The 18,976-nt window shown below is 71.3% G+C and carries 11 protein-coding genes; 1 reads left to right on the top strand and 10 read right to left on the bottom strand.

From position 1 onward, the window contains the following. Window positions 1-47: 47 nt before the first annotated feature. The 4 genes from AB0M76_RS37825 to AB0M76_RS37810 all read right to left on the bottom strand — a co-directional run bounded on the left by AB0M76_RS37825 (window position 48) and on the right by AB0M76_RS37810 (window position 3,326). Window positions 48-1,028 carry a zinc-binding dehydrogenase gene (locus AB0M76_RS37825; RefSeq protein WP_365957268.1) on the bottom strand — a complete coding sequence of 327 codons (981 nt, stop codon included), beginning with the start codon at window positions 1,026-1,028 and terminating at the stop codon, window positions 48-50. An 84-nt stretch (window positions 1,029-1,112) separates the two neighbouring features. Next, entirely contained in the window at window positions 1,113-1,697 is a 585-nt protein-coding gene (locus AB0M76_RS37820) for a helix-turn-helix domain-containing protein (protein ID WP_365957267.1), read from the bottom strand. Between the two features lie 73 nt (window positions 1,698-1,770). Then, window positions 1,771-2,184, bottom strand: coding sequence for a hypothetical protein (locus AB0M76_RS37815; protein WP_365957266.1), 414 nt, complete (start codon window positions 2,182-2,184; stop codon window positions 1,771-1,773). Beyond that, window positions 2,181-3,326 (bottom strand): molybdopterin-dependent oxidoreductase, encoded by a 1,146-nt coding sequence (locus AB0M76_RS37810; protein ID WP_365957265.1) that lies wholly within the window; start codon window positions 3,324-3,326, stop codon window positions 2,181-2,183. Before AB0M76_RS37810 ends, AB0M76_RS37815 begins: the two co-directional genes overlap by 4 nt. A 114-nt stretch (window positions 3,327-3,440) precedes the next feature. Here AB0M76_RS37810 and AB0M76_RS37805 point away from each other — a divergent pair, with 114 nt between their 5' ends. Further along, window positions 3,441-4,880 carry a glycosyltransferase family 87 protein gene (locus tag AB0M76_RS37805; protein WP_365957264.1) on the top strand — a complete coding sequence of 480 codons (1,440 nt, stop codon included), beginning with the start codon at window positions 3,441-3,443 and terminating at the stop codon, window positions 4,878-4,880. 77 nt (window positions 4,881-4,957) lie between these two features. Here AB0M76_RS37805 and AB0M76_RS37800 read toward each other — a convergent pair whose 3' ends face one another. The 6 genes from AB0M76_RS37800 to AB0M76_RS37775 form a co-directional block, all read right to left on the bottom strand. Beyond that, the gene (locus AB0M76_RS37800; protein ID WP_365957263.1) at window positions 4,958-5,137 is read right to left on the bottom strand and encodes a hypothetical protein; all 180 of its coding nucleotides are present in this window, start codon (window positions 5,135-5,137) and stop codon (window positions 4,958-4,960) included. A 156-nt stretch (window positions 5,138-5,293) separates the two neighbouring features. After that, window positions 5,294-6,748 (bottom strand): hypothetical protein, encoded by a 1,455-nt coding sequence (locus AB0M76_RS37795; RefSeq protein WP_365957262.1) that lies wholly within the window; start codon window positions 6,746-6,748, stop codon window positions 5,294-5,296. Then, entirely contained in the window at window positions 6,745-9,732 is a 2,988-nt protein-coding gene (locus AB0M76_RS37790; RefSeq protein WP_365957261.1) for a hypothetical protein, read from the bottom strand. The genes AB0M76_RS37795 and AB0M76_RS37790 overlap by 4 nt, the downstream gene beginning before the upstream one ends. Then, window positions 9,729-18,125: a toxin glutamine deamidase domain-containing protein gene (locus tag AB0M76_RS37785; RefSeq protein ID WP_365957260.1), complete on the bottom strand. Its 8,397-nt coding sequence runs from the start codon at window positions 18,123-18,125 to the stop codon at window positions 9,729-9,731. Before AB0M76_RS37785 ends, AB0M76_RS37790 begins: the two co-directional genes overlap by 4 nt. Window positions 18,126-18,131: 6 nt before the next feature. Further along, window positions 18,132-18,452 (bottom strand): hypothetical protein, encoded by a 321-nt coding sequence (locus tag AB0M76_RS37780; protein ID WP_365957259.1) that lies wholly within the window; start codon window positions 18,450-18,452, stop codon window positions 18,132-18,134. Beyond that, window positions 18,449-18,913, bottom strand: a complete 465-nt coding sequence (locus AB0M76_RS37775; protein WP_365957258.1) for a YbaB/EbfC family nucleoid-associated protein — start codon at window positions 18,911-18,913, stop codon at window positions 18,449-18,451. The genes AB0M76_RS37780 and AB0M76_RS37775 overlap by 4 nt, the downstream gene beginning before the upstream one ends. Between the last annotated feature and the right edge of the window lie 63 nt (window positions 18,914-18,976).

Here is an 18,976-nt window from a genome sequence, read left to right as displayed (position 1 = left end):
GACCTCGATCCGGCGCCCCTCGGCGGGCTGACGGAAGGTCTGGGGATTCAGCCGACGGTGACGACCATCTTCCCGAGGGCTTCTCCGGCCTCCATGGCCCGATGGGCTTCGACGATCTCGTCGAAGCGGAAGACCCGGGTGGGACGGGCCCGCAGGACATCGGCCTCGACCTTGGCGTACATCTCGTCCAACGGTACGTCGCCGAGCGGGAATGCGGGGGTGCCGAGGACGAAGGCGCTGCCGAAGAAGCTGAGCCGGACTCCGCTGGGGAGATCGGCGATCGGGTCGAAGTCCCGTACGGGCTCGAATCCGCCCAGGAAGCCGAGCTGGCAGACCCGGCCGCGCGGTCGCACCAGGGCCAGCGAGTCGCGCAGGACACTGTTCCCGACGACGTCGAACACCGCGTCGACGCCGATCTCCCGCTCGGCGACCTGGGCGGCGAGCGCGCCGTCGTCGATGAGCACGTCAGTGGCCCCGAGCTCCTTCAGCAGGGGCGCTCGCCGCGGGTCCCGGGTCGTGGCGAGCACGGTCGCGCCGTGGTCGACCGCCAAGTTGACGGCAGCCTGGCCGAGCGAGGACGTCGCGCCCCTCACCAGGACGGTCTCGCCCGGCTGTAGGTCGAGATTGCCGAACAGGCCGCTCCACGCCGTCGCGTACACCTCGGGAACCGCCGCCAAGTCGGCCCAGTCCAGCGAGGAGCGCACGGCGACCACGTTGGTCGCCGGTACGGTCACCAGCTCCGCGTAGCTTCCGTTGCGGGTCCGCCCCATGCCGCCGAGGATCGCCACCACCCTGGTACCGACGGGGAGTTCACCGGACGGGTCGGCCTCCACCACCCCGGCGCACTCGATTCCGGGGACGGCGGCGACCTTCCCCCAGGCGCCGCTGCGCATGTAGGCCTCGGCGTGGTTGAGGCCGAACGCCTTGACCCGGACCAGCACTTCGCCGTCGGCGGGCACCGGGTCCGGCAGTTCGGTGAGGGTGAGAACCTCGGGCCCGCCGTGGGCGGAGATGACGATGGCCTTCATGTCCCGACTCCATTCTTGAGCACTCATTCAACTATTGGTGCGAAGAAAAGGGCCACCGCGAACGGTGGCCCGCGTGCCTCGCCGTCAGGCGAGAGCGGCGAAGGCGTTGTCGACGATCGCGCACAGGAGCACCTCATCCGGGTTGGCCTTCCCGACGACCATGAGCCCCTGACAGGTGGCGACCAGCAGCTTGGCGCTGCCGGCGCAGTCCAGTGAGCCGCGGACCTGCCCCCTGCGAGCCGCGTTCTCCAGCGCCTGGGTCATGCACCGCTCCAGCCGGGCCAGGTGACCGCGGACGACGGCCGCCGCCTCGTCATCCTCGGCGGCGTTCTCGATCGCCGTGTTGACGAGCAGGCAACCTTGCCGGCCCTCGGGGCTGAGCAGATCGCTCACCAGCCCGTCGAAGTAGCCGCGGATCTCGCCCACCGAGGCGCCCGGAGCCTCCAGCTCGCCCAGCTTCTCGGGGACGACCAGCTTCGAGTAACGCTCCAGCGACTTCAGGAACAGCGCGTGCTTGCCGCCCGGGAAGGCCCTGTAGAGGCTGCCGGGCTTGACTCCGGTCGCCTTCACCAGATCCTCGACGGACACCGCCCGGTACCCGCGCTCCCAGAACCGCAGCATGGCCACGTTCAGAACGGCGTCGGGCTCGAACTCTCGCGGTCTGGGCATGAGAAGAAAATACATGAGCGACCATTCAAGAACAATCAGCGAACCCTGCGGCTTCTCCGCGGCACCGCCCCGATCAGGCCCGACCGCTCTCCCGGCCCACCCGGCGCAGCACGGTACGCACACCGACGTGCGCGAGGGTGAACAGCGCGATGGCGGCCATGGCGAGCAGCCAGTTGCGCAGGTAGTCGAGCGGCAGGACGGTGGGGTTGGCCACGCCCCCCGGACGCAGGAGCGGGGGAAGGGCGATCGCGGTCAGGGAGCCCGCGACGATCAGGGCTCCACGCACCACCCCGTGCAGGCGCAAGCCCGCCACCGCGACGAGGGCGGCGATCGCCATCACGATGGGCGCGACAAACCCGTCGTGCACCACGACCGCTCCCCCGAGCCACACGGCGATCGGCCACGGCTCGGGCTGCTGGAGCAGCAGCCACCCGCCCCAGGCCGCGCACACCAGCCCGAATCCGCCCATCACGTATCGGAAGTTCATGACGCGACCTCCAGTCGGCCGACCCACTTGGTCTGGAGGACACCGGGCCGGTTCGGGGCGATGATCCGCGCCGGGTAGCCGTGGTCCAGGGACAACACCTCGCCGTTCAGACGCAGTGCGAGCAGCGTGAGCGGATCCTGCGCGTAGAGACGACCCATCTCCATCACCCGGTAGGCGCCCGCCACTTCGAGGGACACCACTCGGGCCCGCGCACCCGGGCCGCCGCCCGCCCGCTCCAGGAGGTCCCTTACCCGTACCCCTGTCCAGTGCGCGGACTTGCTCCAGCCCTCCACGCAGGCGATGGGCAGGGTGACCTCGTACTGCGGCATGGCGCGCAGCTCCTCCAACGTGAGGGCGTACGGGCGCGGCCCGTCCACTGTCAACCGCCAGTCGGCCAGCGAGGCCTCGGTGACACGCGCCGCGGCGGCCGTCCGGTTCACTGGTAGCCCTTGGGCCCCGTGGGCGGGGCTGCGCGGGCCGAACAGTTCCAGCGAGCCGAGCGTGGTGACGGACTGTCCGACTGTGGTGAGCGTGACTGCTCCGACCGCGGCTGTGACGCCGAGGAGGAGCTGCCGGCGGTCGGGCCCGTCGGCCTCGGGCAGCGCCAGGGTGCCGGGGGAACGGCGCGTGAAGTGGTCCCGGATCTTCGGCCATTGCACTGCGACGTGCAGGATCAGCGAGCCCAGCAGGAGCCAGGCGACCGCGTAGTGCACGGGAACGAAGTTGAAGGGCCAGGGATACCACTGGAAGGTGTTCAGCAGCCCGGTGAACAGCTCGAACAGTCCGGCCGCGACCAGGACCGCCACCGAGATCCGCTCCAGGGCGTGGAGGACCGATCGCACCGGAGGCCAGGCGAACAGCCGCGGGTAGACCGCCCACACCTTCGCCAGCAGCAGCGGGATCGCGGCGATCCCGGATGCCACGTGCAGCCCCTGGGTGAGCCGGTAGCCCCAAGAGGGGCGGCTCGGGAGCCAGTCGGCCAGCCACCCCGGCGGGTGCTGGAGGCAGTGGCTCAGGACACCGGTCGCGAAGCAGACGGCCATGGCCAGGCCGAGCCAGCGGCCGATCGCGGTCGCGGTACGGGCATCGTGCAGGCGCGCCTTGAAGGTGAGGGGCGGCCCGGAGGGCAAGGTGAAACGCATGCCCCCATCACACCCCCGACGAGGCCTGCGCAGGCTGCCGGAACACCTTACGGAACACGGACATCCGAGACGGCACGGCCCACGGGAGAGCCGATCCCTGGAACGATTCCGCAGGTGAAACCCCCTACCGCTTTCACTCCTCGCACCGCGCTTCTGACCACCGCCCTCGCCCTTGCCGCACTCACGGCGCTCCTCGCCCACACCATCTTGTACGGGGGCTACTTCAGCGACCCCGTCCGGCTGTTCTGGTGGTACGCGGCCTGCTGGGTGCTCTTCACCGCCGCGCTGCTCGCGCTGCGCCGCGTCCCGGCCCGCCGCGTCGCGTGGCTGATCGTGGCGGGGGCCGTCGCGGTCACGGTGACCGGGCTGATGGGGCCGCCGCGGACCAGCACCGACTCCTACCGCTACGCCTGGGACGGCCGGGTCCAGTCCGCCGGCACCTCCCCGTACGACCACGCCCCACAGGACCCGGCACTCGCCCGGCTCCGCGACCCCTGGCTCTTCCCCACCGGCGCCGCCTGCACGGGCCCCGGCCTCGCCCCGATCCCCCACACCGGCAGCACGCCCCACTGCACCCGCCTCAACAGGCCCGCCGTCCACACCATCTACCCGCCCGTCGCCGAGGCGTACTTCCTGGCCGTCGACCAGCTCTCCCCTGCCAACGCCCGGCACAAGCCGCTCCAGATCGGCGCCGCCCTGCTCTCCCTCGGCGTCACCGGCGCGCTCCTCCTGACACTGCGACGGCGCGGCGGCGACCTCCGCAAGGCCGCGTACTGGGCCTGGTGCCCGGCCATCCCCATCGAAGCGGTCAACAACGCCCACGCCGACGTCCTGGGCGTCCTCCTCGCGGTCACCGGCCTCGGACTCGTCGCCTCACGGGCACTGACCCGGCGGGCAGCGGGCGGAGTGCTGATCGGCGCCGCCATCGCCACGAAGCTGATGCCGGCCGTCGTCCTCCCCGGCGCGCTGTCCGGGGTCCGGCGCGTCCGCGACGCGGCAGTGATCCTGCTGCCCGCCGCTGCCTTCGTCGCACTCGCCTACCTCCCGTACGTCCTCCTTTCGCACGGCTCGGTCTTCGGCTACCTCGGCGGCTACGTCGAGGAGGAGGGCTACGACGACGCCTCGGCCGGGTCCCGCTACTCGCTCCTGCGCCTGGTCCTGCCAGACACCTGGGCATTCCCCGTACTGCTCGTCATCGTCGCGGCCGTGTCCCTGTACGTGATGTGGCGCGGAGACCCGCGACGCCCCTGGAGCGGCGCCCTCCTGGTCACCGGCTGGTCATTCGTACTGCTCACCCCCGGCTACTCCTGGTACGCCCTGCTCCTGATCGCCCTCGTCGCCCTGGACGGACGCTGGGAATGGCTCGGCATCCCGCTCGCGGGCGCCGCCGTCTACGTCCTCGCCCCGACGCTCGACTTCCAGCCGTCGCTGAGCAACATCGCGTACGGGGCCGCGGCTGCCCTCGTCCTCGTGATGACCTGGGTCCGGCGACGAGCCAGGGTGAGGGGAGCCGAGGCCCCGGCCACGGCGTCACGGCATCCGCACCCGGCTTGAATCCCCCGCCCGGCCTGGGAACCCGGGAACGGTTCAACGCAGCGCGGATGCTGCGCATGGCCGCGGTCGGCGTTGGGTCACCACTCGGTGATGAGCGGCGCCTCCGGTTCGTGCTGCCGCCAGGCGTCGCTGAGGCGGACGACGCGGGCGGGGGCGGCGATGCCGCGCACGGTTGCGATCTTGCCGTCCGTGATGTCGAACGTCACCGCGCCGACGACCTTGCCGCCGGGCACGAAGAGGAGGGCGGGGCGCCGCAAACGCGCCGCCGGTGCCTGGCTGCCCGAACCGCTCCTCCGCGAGCTGGTGCAGCCGCAGCCGCTGTGCCTCCCCGGGCCGGGGGCCGGGCCCGGGGCCCCCGCCGTGCCCGTTCGGGGCGGGGCGGGGCGGGGCGGGGTGCGCCGCTATGGCCGACGTCAGTTGCCCTTGCAGTCGACCTTCATCTGGGCGGCGGCCACGTGACGGTTCTCGTTGCCGCTGCCCCAGTCGATGCCGCGGTTGTCCACCGAGACCGTGATCTCGGGGGACGAGATGGCGAAGGAGCCGCCGTTGACCCACCTTCCCGTGTTCGATGCCTGGTCGATCGAGAAGTCGCCGAGCCTGCCGTTCGCGCCGCGGACCGTGTAGCGGGCAGGGTTCCCACCGACCATGGTCTTGTCCCCGGAGGACGGGATGTACGTGTAGACGGTGCAACTCCCCGATTTCACCGCGCCGGTGGAGAACTCCCACTTCGCGTCAATGCCGCTGTTCGCCTTGGTTGAGGAACCGCTCATGGGCATGGCGAGGAAGTCACCGTCACAACCATCGCTCTTCCAGCCGCTGGTGCCATAACGCCAGCCCTTGGCACCGTCCTTGTACTGGCCGCTGACGCTGAATCCGCCGCTGCCGCAACCGGGGCCGACCAGCTTGCTGAAGACGGGGACGCTGGCGGCCGGGGCCGGTTTCGCGGGGGCGACGGGGGCGACGGGCTTGGTGCCGGTGCCGATGCCGGCGGGATTGGAGGTGCCCGCGTTGCCGCCCGGCTGCCCGGGGGCGTCTTGCGGGGACTGCTGGCCGACGTTGCCCTGGCCCGCGGGCGTGTTGCCCTCCGGCGCGCCGTTCGGCGGGGCACCGAACGGCAGGGTACCGGCGCCCGGGTCCGTCGACGGCGCCGCCGCCTGCGTACCGGGGCCGGCGCCCGGGTCCTGGCCGGGCGAGGACTGTGTACCGGGCACCAGGCCCGGCAGCGTGCCGTCCGGGCCGATGGGACTGCCGTCGGCTCGGACGGTGGCGGCCTTGGCGGGACCGTCGTCGGATCCGGATATGAGGAACGGTACGGCGATCAGCAGGAGACCGGCCACCGCTGCCGCCGCCAGCATGGGCTTGCCCGGGCGGCCGGGCACCGACGCCAGCAGCCCGCGGGGCCCGGAACCGGAACCGCCCGCGCTCGCCGCGGTGGTGGCGACGGCTTCGGCGGCGACGGCTTCCGCGGCGACGGCTTCGGTCTCTGCCGCGGGCGTCGTCCCGGTCGCGGGTGTCGCCGTGGTCTCGGTCTCGGTCTCGGTCTCGGTCTCGGTCTCGGTCTCGGTCTCGGTGGCGGTCTCGGTGGCGGTGGCGGCTTCCGGCTCGGCCGTGGTCGTCGGCTCCGCCTCGGGCGCCGCCGCCACTGCGGCGGAGGTCCGTGCGGTCGTGACCGGTGCCGCGACGGCCTCCTCGGAGGCACGGGCGGTGGCGACGGCGGTCGCCACCGCCGTCGCCACCGCCGCCGCTGGTTTGGCCGCGCCGGGGAGGGCCCCCGCTCCCGGATCGCCGCTCACGACGGGGAGCGCGGCTGCGTGCAGCACCGGGTCTCCCCCGGTCGTCCCGGGTCGGCCGGCTGCGGATGTCGTCATTGCGATGACCTGCTTTCCAGGGTGTTCGTGGTCACCGGCGCGGTGGCCGGTGATGCTGGGAGGTACGAGCCGAGGTGGCCGGTGCAGTACCGCGGCCAGGTCCCGGCGGACGACGGCGCGACGGTTCCTCGGCATGCCGCATCCTCCAGCCGCGAAAGGGCTTCGGCGGCGGGAAGGCTCCGCCCGGAACCGGTGGCGCCGGACGGAGTCTCGTTGAGCAGCAGACGAGCGGGCAGTTCGCCGGTGGCGGGGTACGCGGCGCACACGTACAGCCGGGTGCCCGGCAGGATGACGATCCGCTCGGGCACGCCGGCGGCGTCCGTGCCGCCGAACAACGCGCCCGTACGGCGTCCCGAGGTGGTGCGGACGGCGTACCGCCCGAGCGCGGCCGGCAGCAACTGTTCGGCGACGGCCACGGGAAGCGCGGCGACGGGTTCCTCGACGAGGATCCAGCCGCCCGGTTCCTGCCGGGCCACCGGGTCGGTGTCCGGCTCCCAGGCTCGCAGCACCGGGCCCCGGTACGCGGGCAGGCGGCGCAGACCCGCGTTCAGGCAAGCCCAGTACGCCGCCGTGGCCGGGTCGCCCTGCCGCATTCCCTCCCGGAGCGCCGTCGCCCCGAAGGTGTCCTCGTCCCCGGACGACAGGAACAGGTGCGCAGCGACCAACTCGGCCTTGGCCGCGTTCTCGTCCCTGGTCCGCAGCGCGGGCATGTGGATCATCGCCCGCGACACCGCGCCGGTGTGGCGCTCCCATCGGCTGCCGGCCGACTCGCGGAACGTATGGCGGTGGTCGGCCGTGCACGCAGGAACGGGCCAGGAGATCGTCGCGGCCGGTCGCACAGACTCCCCGCCCGTACCCGCCGGGTCGGGCGCGGGCACGGGCACGGGCACGGGCACGGGCACGGGACCGTCGCTCGTCACGGCCACCGCGCCGGCGGCGCCTGATTGCGGACGCAGATGCGGGGTCGCCAGCACCTCCGTCAGCGGGACGCCGCCGCGCGGCACACCGGGAACGATCAGTGGCCCGACGGCCATGGGCTCGGCGGCAGCCGGAAACGGGGAAACCGGGGCCTCGGCCGTCGTGGCGGGGAGCGGGGCCGACATCAATGACGAGGTCGTGATCGGAGTCGGGGCCGTTGACCGGACGGGCTCCGCGCAAGGGGCCGGGCCGGGGGTCACCCCCGACGCCGAGGCGGGGGCCGGCGGCTGGTCAGGGCTGCCGCCATCGGCCATGGCCGATGGCGATTCCGAGGCCGCAGCCGACACCGATGCCGAAGCGGAAGTGAGGTTGGAAGCCTGCGCCGAAGCCGCCGCCGGAGCCATAGCCGGCGCCGCGACCAGTGGTGCGGCCGAGGCAGAATCCGAGACCGATGGCGCAGCGAGAGCCAAAGCCGGTGCCGAGCGCCGGCCGGGGTCTCGGCCCGCGTCCGTGCCGACGCCCGCCTCCGCAGGCAGAACCAGGCCCGGGCCGACGCCCGCCTCCGTCAATGGGCCCCGGTCCGGTGCGGGCGTTTCTCCGGGGCCGGTCGGGGCGGCCGGGGACAGGGTGACCTGACGGGCCGCGGCCAGGCGGCGCAGGGCGTGGTGGTCCCGGGCGTGGAACGGGCCTTCGACGGTCAGTACCGCCAGCTCGCGGAAGTCCGGTTCCAGCGCGTCCAGTACGTCGGTCAGGGCCGGCCAGAAGGTCGCGTCCTGGGCAGACTCCGCGCCCGCGCCTGAGACGGCCAGCACCGGCGCCGCGGCGTTCACCGGGCGGGTGTCCAGGTCCGGGGGCGGCGGGGAGTCGCTCGCGGCGAACCACAGGCCCCAGCGAGTGAGCCGTACCTGCCACCCGTCACCCAGGTCGAGGCTGCCGTCTCCGGTCGGGCGGGACGCGCGCACGGGCGGTGTGCGCCACGACATCGGTTCGTCCGCCGGGCGCGTGCCGTTCTCCCGTACGGGCCGGCAGGACACCGATTCCACGAACGGACGCCACGTGCCGGTGCCTTCGGCCGCGCAGACCAGCACCTGGGTGCGCCGCGCGGTGGCGAGCGGCAGGCCGGTGAGGACCTCGACCTCGTCGTCCAGCAGGTCCGCCACCGCTCGCGCGGTCGGGAGCAGGTCGCGGTGGTCGGCAGGGGCCAGTCGCAGGGCGCGTCGGGAGGAGACGGGCAGCGCACTGAGGAGAGCGGCGACGTCCTCGGCGGGTACCGGTTCGTGGTCCGGGCTGCCGACCAGCAGCGTGGGGCGGTCGGCGTCGGCCGGTACGGCGAAGGCCAGGTCGCCCGGCGCCGGGGCGGGTGCCCGCCCGGGCCGCAACAGCAGCCCCGCCGGTATCTGTTCCGCGACGCTGTCGCCGACCTGCCGCGTCCCGATCCGGGCGATGGCGGGTTGCCAGACGGGTGCCGGGTGGCGCTGCCCGAGCGCGGTGGGCGGCCGGCCGGGGTCGCACTGCCACCAGCCGCCGCCGGGGGTGGCCGGTGCCGTGACGAACAGCGCACCGCCAGGGGTGACGACGGCGGGGGCGTCCGGCGCCACCACGGTGATCTGCCAGGCGTCGGCGAGCTGTTGGGCGAGAGGGGCCTGTTCCGGGTTCTCCGGGACGGCTGCCGCTCCGGACATGACGAGCCGTACGGCGTCGCCGCCCTCGCCGTCCGCGGCCTCGTCGCCGCCCTCGTCCGTCAGTCGGCGCAACTCCGCACCCAGCGCCGGCCAGAGGGCGTCAGCCGCCGAGTCGGGTACCGCGATCAGCAGCGTGGGCATGTGGGGCACCGGCTCCACGCGGGCGGCCAGCGCGCGCAGCGTCCCGGCCTCCTCGGGGGAGGCCGCGGGGTCGTAGAGCAGCACGGTGCCGCCGAGCCGGTAGGTGCCGGGCGGGTCGGCGTCGGGGGCGTCGCTGTCGGGCGCGTCGGGCTGCGCCGGTCGCCCGGCCGCCGCCGGCGGGACCGGTTCGGGGCGGCCTACGGAGCCGAACCAGCGGGGCAGCACGGGGCGTCGTCTGCTCACTCCTCCACCACCGTGATCACTTCATACCTCTTCATCACGGGCGGATTTCCGTTCTCGGAGACCATCTTGTCGGTCCATACCCGCGATACCACACGGAACGTGGCGCCGGGCATGTACAGGACCTCCTCCTCCCCGTCCATCTGGGAGAAGGGTGCGATGGACCGCCCGTTGTTGCCGTTGGGGGTGATTTCCAGGAGCACGCGGTGTGCCAGCGGCTTGTCCGGTGCGAAGCCGAGGGCGACGTCTTCGTCGAAGCTGGTGCTCGCGAGCGACTTGGTGGTGATGGTGTCCCCGGAATAGGTGAGGGGCAGCATGCGCAACGGCCCTGCCGGCGTCAACTCGTTGCCGAGCGCCCAGTCGCCCCGGTACAAGGTACCCGTCGAGGTACCGGGCAGGACGCGCAGGGCCTCGGCCGCCATGTCGGCATGCAGCTTGGCCTCCTTGACGATGTCCGGCATGCGCTCGTCCAGCAGCCTGTTGATCTCGGCCTTGGCGGCGTCGGCGGCACCGGTGTCGGCCGCCGCCGTCGCGTTGTCGTACGCGAGCAACTGGGCTTCCACCACGGCGTCGAAGAAGAGCGTCGGAGACTCGAGCGCCTCGTTCGCGAGCGCCTTCTCCACCAGTCCGTCGAGCACGTGGCGCGCCGCGAGGGCGAAGGTGTCGACGACCGGCAGCCTGCCGTCGGCACTCAGATTCCGTTCGATGGCGAGGTTGATCAGCTGGTGGTTGGGGCCGGTGTAGGCGACCAGTGCCAGGACGTGGGCCTCGGTGAAGTCCGTCGCCAACTGGGCGAACCGGTCCGGTGTGGTGATGCCGTGAGCCGTCAGCCAGCCGCGGAGCACGTCGTTCCCGGAGGTGCCGGGGGCGTTCTTCTCGACCTCCATGGCCTCCATGACGTCCTTCGCCAGCTTCCGCTCGGGAGCCTCGAGGGCCTTGAATCCGTCGTCCAGCGCGTGCTCGTAGTAGACGCGTTCGTGCGGCAGCATCCTCAGCTGACCGCCCGCGATGTCACGCAGGGCGGCCATGTCGAACTCCGGGCCGAGCGCGGTCAGGCTGCGGTACATGGACGCGGCGTCGGTGAGGTCGAAGGTGCGGCCACCGGTGCCTTCGAAACCGGCCATGTCCGCGCCGCGCAGGATCTCGTAGAGCGAATGGTCGTTGTGCAGGCGCATCCAGCCGATCAGGCCGACGACGAAGTCCGCCTGGGCGGTGCCGTCGACGTTGAGCCAGCTGAAGGCGCTGAGCATGCGCGTCGTGGTGCCCGACAGCCCGGCGATCACCGGGTGGCCGCGGCCGGCCATGTCCCGGGTCCACTGCGAGTCGGGGTCCAGGGAGTAGTACGCCTCGCCGCCGGTGGACCGCAGCGGGAACTCGGGGCCCTCGGCGCCCGGAGAGAGGTCGGCGGATCGCGATGTCGTCTGTACCGTCTCCTCGAAGAGGAGTTGCACCTCGTGGACGGTGTAGTGGGAGTCGAGGGTGCCCGGCATTTCCGGATCCTTTTCGGCACGGTACTTCACGTCGATCACCGGGCGATCGGCAGTGCTGTTCTCGGCGCGGATCCTCTCGACGTCGGGCAGTCCGTCCGGAAGGAGGTGCACGTTCGCGAGGTCCAGGGCCACCATCGTGACCCCGAGGCCACGGGTCAGCTCCTGGTGCTCGGACAGGAATTGCAACTCGCGTGCGCTGAGCTCGGCCTCACGTGCCCGCAGATGCGCCGGAGTGAGTTTTCCGGCTCCCCAGTGCTGGTCGAGCTCCGGCCGCGCCTTGCGGTAGATCTGGCTGAGGGTCATTTCCACCAGATCGCCGAACAGGCCGTTCTTGAAGCTGATCAGATTGCCCAGCGCGAAGGGGTCCTGGGCGAAGAGGTGCGCCTGCCCGGGGGATGCCGTGCTCACGGCGGCGTGGAGGCCCTTCTGAGTGGACGAGAAGAGGTGCTCGCTGTAGCTCTTCAACGCCACGTCGTCGAGTCCCAGGTCCCGGGCCTTCGCCCAGTCCTTCGACTGCATGATCCCGAGCAGCACCTTCTTGAAGTCCCGGACCTCCGGCGTGTTCGAGTTGCCGGCCGCGTAGTAGGCGGCGTTGTAGAAGGCGGTGAATTTCTCCCGGGGATTTCCCTGGGTGAGCATGGTCAGGGTCTCGATGGGGACGAGATCGGAATGTGCAATCTGGCCGGCGCTTCCGGCGTCGTTCTTCAGGAACGGCTTCAGCGCGGTCTCGGTGTCGGGCGCGGGGCCGTGGAAGGCGTCGAGGACGGTACTCAGCTTCGCCAGGGCCCGGGTGACGGGCGACCCGACGTCGAGGTCGGGGCCCGTGCCCCGGCTGAGCTTGTACGCGTGGGCCGCCACGTCCGTCTCGAAACGCGAGGCGACCTCACCCCACCCCGGGAGGCCGACGACGGGCCGCCGGTCGAAGATCCGCTGAAGGCCCTCGCCCTCCCCTCCGGGCAGCATTCCGAACTCGTGGGCCGGGCCGCCGGTGTCGCGGTCGTGGTAGAGCGACTCGTCGTACCGGCCGTCGCCCCTGAGCAACTCGCCGTCGCCGTCGCGGACGTGTGCCCATACGCTCTGCTGCGACCCGTCGCCGCCGGGCAGGAGGCGGACATCGGGGCCGGAGTCCGGGATGTCCCGCACGGTGTGCTGCTGGGGGTCGACGAGCTGGAGGCGGCCGTCGCTGCCGTGCAGGACCGTGACGGCGTGGCCGATCCGGCCGTCCTCGGCCACCAGCAGGACGCCGCGGGAACCGGGGCCGCCCGCGCGGACGAGCGAGATGACCTGTTCGACGGCCTGTGGTCCGCGCCCGTAGTGCCAGGCGGGACCCTCGCTCTTGGCCAGCTCCCAGACGGCCCGCCGCTCGGTCTGGGCCTCGGGAAGCGTGCCCGCGGCGCGGGGGTGCCCGTCGAGGGTGTCCCAGAGCGCCAGGTTGGATTCGAGGCAGTTGGTACGGCTGCCGCTGGGGTCGATGTACCGCAGCAGTTCCGGGGTGACGTCGGGCGGCCGGTTCCCCTGCGCGTCCAGGGAGGCCACGTGGTCGATGACCGCCTGATGCTGCTCCAGGGTGGGCGGGAGGAGGCCCCGGCCGGTCAGTCCCCGGTCGCCCTGGGGCGCGTCGGTATAGGGGCGCTTGGCCGGGTTCGGCTCGTCGATGTCGGGGCTGTGGGGACGCCGGACCCCACCCCCGGGCTGGTCGGAGCCGGTGGCCGGGTCGCTGTCCCCCGTGATGGCGCGGAAGGCGTCGTCGGCGAGAGACGAGTGCAGCTCCGAGGAGAGCGTGCTCATGCTCCAGGCGGTGCCGAGCAGCGTGTCCGGGGCGGCGGTGGTCCGGGCCTCGGGCAGCGGGTAGACGCCCATGCCGAGGGTGTTGATCTCGCTCTGGGTCTTGAGCTTCGCCCGTAGCGTCGCCGCTCCGAACCTCGTGGTGTCGGTCATGACATGGACCTCGCGCAGGGCACCGTCCGCGCCGGGGAGCTCGTTCCCGTCGTTGAACACGGCGATCCCGCCCTCGGTCAGCACCGAGTTCTTGAGGGCCATCCCGTGGGCGACGACGATCTGGATGTCGGCCTTCGGCCTGCCCTCCTCCCATTCCGTGAGGGCACGCTTGTGATGGTGGTCGAGGCAGATCTCAAGGGCGATCGTACGGTTCCCCACGGTGAACGACGCCTTGTCGGTCACCGATCTGCCCGCCGTGACGAAGTCGTTGCGGCGTGCATCGTTCAGCTGCTCGGCAGCCGCTCTGTGCGACTCGCTCAGTGTGGCGCGGACGTCCTTGTTCGGGCCGTAGCCGACGACATCCGATCCCTCGCCCATTTTGGTCGTCTCGTGCACCAGCCGGCCGTTGAGCACCACGGAGGTGCCGGCCTTGAGGACCGTCCCTGTCCCGTGGGGCTCGGACCATACCGTCGAGCCCGGCACGATCAGCAGCCCCGGGTGCCGGGCGCTCAGCTCGACCATCGCGGTGTTGATCATTTCCTTCTCGCCCCGGGTGAAGGGAATCTCGGGCCGCTTGAAGAACCACTCGGGGGCGGTGACGACTCCCAGCAGACCCTCCTGGTTCTCCTGCCCCTTGCGATGGGCGTCGAATTCGGCGTACGCCTGCTCGACCCGTCCGCTCAGCATCTCGATGCGGATGTCGACCTCGGTGGGCCTGGTCGGCATCGTGTCCGACAGCCGCTGCCGCACGGCCTCGTGGAGGGCGGCCGAATCACCGGTGAAACTGCCGTCGACCTCGGTCATGGCCCCCGCAGAGTAGACCGCGACCCGGTCGTACGCCGCGAAGGGAAGGGGCGTGCCGTACCCCTCGACCCGGCCGCGCGAGGCTTCCGTGAGGCGCAGGCGCTCCTCGTCGACCGACCGCATCAGGTCGGCGACCGCGCCCGCACGGGGGTTGTCCACGTCGGCGCCGACGAACGCGCGCTTCGACATCTGCCAGCCCTCGATGGCCTGCTGCAAGGTGCCCAGCGTGTTCAGGTGCTGTGCAGGGTCGGCGGCATGGTGTTCGGTGAGGGCCTTGTCGATGGCGACCAGGTCCGGCGAGCGCCCGGACATGCGCCGGCTCGAGGTTTCCACCCACTGTCCGGGGTCGGGCAGCCTCTCCGTCCAGGAGCCCGTCCCGTTCTTGCCGCCGAGTGGACCGGTCTCCCCCGACGGGCCCGCTTCCGGCCCGAACTCCCCGTGCGTGGGCAGGAACTCCAGCCGGTCGGGCCCGGGCGAGAGGTCGGCGAGGCGGCCCGTCTGACCGTCGAGGAAGACGATGCCGTTGGCGTCGTGGACCACGTTGAAGACGTGAGCCACGCGCTCACCGCCGCTGCCGACGACGACCATGCCGCGCGCGCCCGGCCCGGCCGCCTGGAGCGTCGCCATCAGGTCTTCGTACGACCGTACGGTCACGGGCGGGCGGTCCCGGTAGTTGGCCAGGTGCTCGGCGGGGCTGAGTTCGCTCGGCGGGGCCTGGTGGCCCTCGCCCTCGGCCAGCGAGAGGTCGGTGGCGATCGCGGTCAGCAGACAGTTGGTGCGGGCCTCTTCGAGGCTGTCGCGGTACGGATTGACGTCCCCGAGCCACGGATAGTCGCGCGCCAGCATCTGCGCCTGCGCCTGTTCGTGCGCGGGATCGTTGAAGACCATGCGCGGGTCGCCGGGCCGGACGGGCGGCGTCGCGGCGCCGAGCAGGCCGTCGCCGGAGCTGGTGGTGGGGGTGCGGGTCGGGCCGGTGGTGGTGCTGGTGGTATCGGTCTCGGTGGCCACGAGGGTCTTGTCGATCGCACGCTTCAGCACTTCGTGGTAACCGTCGGACGACTCACCGTCCGCGCGCCGCGGCCGCTCGGCCTCGAACCTCTCGGGGTCGGCCGACAGCAGCTTGTAGGAGTCGAATTCGGCGATTCCGTCGAACGCCTCGTTCTTGAACGCGTCCCCGACGAGCAACTCCTTGTTCCGTTCCAGCCCTACCGGTGGCAGGGAGAACAGCTCGACGTTCTTGGCCCACTCCTTCCGGGCGGCGGTGTTGACGTAGGCGTCGAATTCGAAGATGCCGCGAGGCCGGGCGATCTTGTCGTAGGTGCCCTTGATGTTCCTGCTGTCGATGTCCTGGTGGATGGCGAAGGCCTTGACGGTGACGTCGTCGCGTCCGATGGACGTGAAGTACTCGCCGAGCAGCCCCTCGGCGGCGAACAGCGAACGGCCGCTCTGGGTGTAGTCGATCAGCACCAGGTCCTTGCCCGGGGGAAGGTCCGGGACGAACTCCTTGAAGTGCTCGAACAGCATCTCCCGCTGCCTGATGGTCGGCGGCGGCGACGGATCGCCGACTGCCGGGATGGACGCCGCGTAGTGGATCGACGTGAAGTCGGACGGCCCCGGGCGGAAGTCGGAGAGCGGCATCGACGACGCGGTCACGCCCGCGACCTGGAGCGCCGCGATCACGGCGGCCGGGCTGCGGCCGAGGCCGAGATAGACGTTGTCCTCGGGCGGATACTTCTCCTTGATCTTCCCCGCGAGCTCGGAGACCGCCTCGAGCACCATGCCCTGCTCATGGGTGTGCGTCGTGGTGGACCACTCGGCCAGGTCCCTGCGGAAGCGCGCCGCGTCGCCCTGGGCGTAGACGTGCTGGGTGGAGTCGGCCCGGTAGAGGAAGCCGTCGAGCGCGTTGACGATTCCGCCGCTCTTCACCTCGATCCCGGAGTCGACCAGCCATTGCTCCGCCGAGCGCGGCGTCAGACCGACGACGTCGCCCTGGGGGGTGATGAGACGGACGTTCTCCGACTCCGTGTGCGGGACGAACGACTGCTGCCCGTCCGCGATCTGCCAACGCCCGGTGTTGGTGAGCGGGATCCGGGCCGGAGGGGGTGGCGCCGTAGTGGTGTCGGCCGTGAACTCGGGGGCGGCTCCGAGCAGTCTCCCCGCCGAGGAGGAGTCGGTGGCCACGGGAGAGGGGTCCGGGTCGGCGACGAGGTTCCGCAGACCTTCGCCGTCCGATGCGGGGTCGGAGTGCGCGTCGGAGCCGGGCTCGGGGCCCAGCTCCGATTCGGTCGCCGGACGGACCGGCGCGGTTCCGTCGCCGTCCGGTCCGGTGTCGGAGTGCGCGGCGGAGCCGGGCTCGGAGCCCGTCTCCGATACGGTCGCCGTACGCACGGGCGCGCCGGCCTCCGGTGCGGTGGAGGTGTCGGTCGTGGCGACCTTCCTCGGTGATGCCTCCGAGGGCGTGGTGTTCCTGTTCTCCGTCGTGCCGCTGCCGGGCGCGGACGCGGTGGCCGGGCGGGCACCGCCCGCCGAGGCTCCGGCCGCTACCGGCGCCGGGGCTGGGGCTGGGGCGGACGCGGGTGGGGCCGACGCGGTGACGACGGGGGTCGGCGCTTCGGGGGCGTTTTCGGCCGTCGTGGAGTGGTCCTCGGCACTCGGCGTGTTCGAGATCTCCGTCTCCTCGTCCGCCGCGCCCCAGTACGCCTCCCAGTCCGAGTCCGTCACCTCGTCGATGGCCAGCTCGGAGAGGTTCGTTTCGCTCTCCGCCTCGGTACCGGATGCCTCCGTCGTGGTGGAGGTGCCGCCCTCGGCCACCGACTCCGTCGTCGACGCGCCGGCTCCCGAACCAGCCTTCGGAGGAGCACCGTTGGCCTCCGGCGGCGCACCGAACGCCTTCTCGTGGAGCTTGAGGCCCAGGTGCTCGCCGCCCGCGTTCGCCAGGTGCCCGAGCCGCCCGCCCACCACGCCCGACCCGAAGGTCAGCCATGTGCTCTCGAAATTGTGCTGGTCACTGAAGATGGCGTTGTAGGTGCCCTCGGCCAGTACCTGGGTGACACCGTCGGTGACCCCCATGCCCAGGTGATTGCCGAAACTGCGCAGCAGATCACGGGCCAGGTTGTCCGGCAGGCCCTTGGTCAGGGCCTTCATCAGGTCGGCGCTGATGACGCCCTCCAGCGAGTCCAGCGTGCCGCGCAGCGCCTTGGGCAGCCCGGCCTTGCCGAAGTTGTCCAGCAGCTCCTTCGCCCACTTCTCGCCGGCCTCGCGCGCCAGGGCCCTCTCGGCACTGGTGCCCACGTTGTCCGCGAACGCCTTGCCGACGTCCTTGACGAGCGCGTTCCTGGCCGCCTCACTGAGGGGTCCGTTCCCCCTGGTCAACGCGCCGCCCAGGACGTCACCGAGGTCCTTGCCCAGCGCCTTGTTGCCGCCGACGTTGGTGATGATGTTGGTGATGTCCTTCTTGGCGTTCTTGCCGAAGAGATTCCCGAGCCCCTTGCCGAACAGGCCGCCCAGGTGCGCCATGGGCAGCGAGATCAGGCCCTGGATGGCACCGAACTTCACCGCCTGGATGGTCGATTCGGTGTCGAACTTGTCGCGGGTGCCTTCCAGGAGCTGGATCCACTGGACCATGCTGTCCATCGCGGCGCCCATGCCCATGCTGATGACCTCGTGCATGACCAGCATGCCGATCACGCGGGCGATCAGGTTCTGCATGAAGAACGTGGCGACCGCCTCCCCCGCCAGGTATTCGAGGATCGAGGCGCCACCGGTAATGAAGGCCAGCGCCAGCGCGATCGCCATCTCCAGCAGGAGTTCGATGCACTGGGCGATGATCATGTACTTGACGTACTGGATCTGGGTCGCCGCCTCCGAGGTGAACTCGGCGATCATGGCGGCCTGGCCGGACATCGTCTTGATGTAGTCGATGCCCGAACCGTCGATGAAGGGCGCCATGGCGTCCCGGTACTGCTTCGCCGCCGGTCCGGTGAACGAGCTCGCGGTGTATTTCACACAGTCGTTCAGGATCTGGGGCAACGCCTCGAGCCTCTGCCTGAGCTCGTGGTGCACTTGGGCGAGCAGGAACATCTTGTCTTCATTGCCGTCGGGCATCTTCATGCCTGTCAGCACTTCCATGAAGGGGACGATGTCCTTGGGTACGCGGATCGCCATGGGGCGCTACTTCTTCCCGCCGTGATGGCCGATCGTGTCGTTGACGTGGTTCTGCGTGTTCTGGAGCGTGTTCGCGCCGTCGAAGACGGTCCGGGCGCTGGCGTCAACGGCGTTGCCGTAGGCGATGACCCCGTCGTGGAGCAGCACTCCGGCCGACTCGTACTGTTTGCGGAACGCCGCGCCGATCTCTTCGGTCCCGGCGTACTCCGACCAGCCCCGCGTGCCCTCGCGGAAGTCCGCGATCATGTCGTGGACGTAGGTGGAGACGTCACCGGTCGTGACGGCTCCCGTCTTCATGTGGTAGGTCGAGGCTTTGAGCTCGCTCATCGGCTGTCCTTGTCGTCGTCTTCGGTGATCTCGTCGGCGAGCCCCGAGCGGGCGGACGCGCCGGACGAGGGCGGACGCACGGGCGGAGTGGCGATGCCCTCCTCCTTGAGCGGCCCGAACAGGCTCTCCCAGTCCAGGGCTCGCCCGTCTCCCAACTTCCGGCCGCTCAGGGGCTGGAACGCCTCCAGGACCTGCTGGCGTACCTGCGTACGGGCCTCGCCCATCGTCTGCATCAGTACGGCGGCGAGCTCGGCGGGCGGCAGGCTGCGGTATTTGGAGTTGGGGAAGCGCAGCCCGGTGACATTGCCCTGGGCGTCGACCGTCACCTCGACCGACCGGTCCTTGGCGGTGACGGTGACGCTGGCGGTCTGGAACTCGCGTTGCAGATCCATGATCTGGGCCCGGCGTTCCTCGAACTGGGCCATCGACTGGGCGATGCGGTCCTCCATGGGGTTGCCCACGGCGGTTCCTCCTCGGTGCGGTGCGGTGCGGTGCGGTGATGGGGCGTGTGGTCGCTGGGGTCG

Source organism: Streptomyces sp. NPDC051364 (assembly GCF_040682115.1).
Lineage (GTDB): Bacteria > Actinomycetota > Actinomycetes > Streptomycetales > Streptomycetaceae > Streptomyces.
The sequence above is the reverse complement of the archived record's forward strand: the minus strand, read 5'-3'. Positions and strand labels throughout refer to the sequence as shown.